This window comes from Photobacterium sp. R1 (assembly GCF_054600795.1).
The window spans coordinates 1-354 of the sequence record NZ_BAAHZP010000241.1; the positions used below are offsets into that span (position 1 = coordinate 1).

The window sequence follows — 354 nt, forward strand, 5'->3', positions numbered from 1 at the left end:
GTTAGCCACGAAATCATGGATAATGGACAGCAGTTTGTGCAGCGGACTGGCGATGAACCACAACCAGCCGTAATCAGCGGTCAGATTCAGGTTTGGTGCCGTTGCTTCCAGTTTGTCCTGCAGTTTAGGACCTGACCACAGGGTCGCTGTCAGCGTTTGCTCTGTACCCGGTGCAACAGTCGCACTTGGCAGGCGAACACCAATGTAACCCTGGCCCTGGCTGGTGCGGGAGAACAGATTGCTGGTGTCTTCGGTGCGCGGGATCCACGCTGACACGAAGTAATGCTGCATCATGGCCGCCCAGCCCTGTTCCATGCTCAGGTTGAGGTTCTTATCGACCATGTCATCGAAGCT

The 354-nt window shown here is 55.6% G+C and carries 1 protein-coding gene; it reads right to left on the bottom strand.

The features are described 5' to 3' along the window. A partial coding sequence (gene yidC, locus ACYP03_RS24860) for a membrane protein insertase YidC (protein ID WP_459782505.1) occupies positions 1 to 354 on the bottom strand: 354 nt, incomplete at both ends.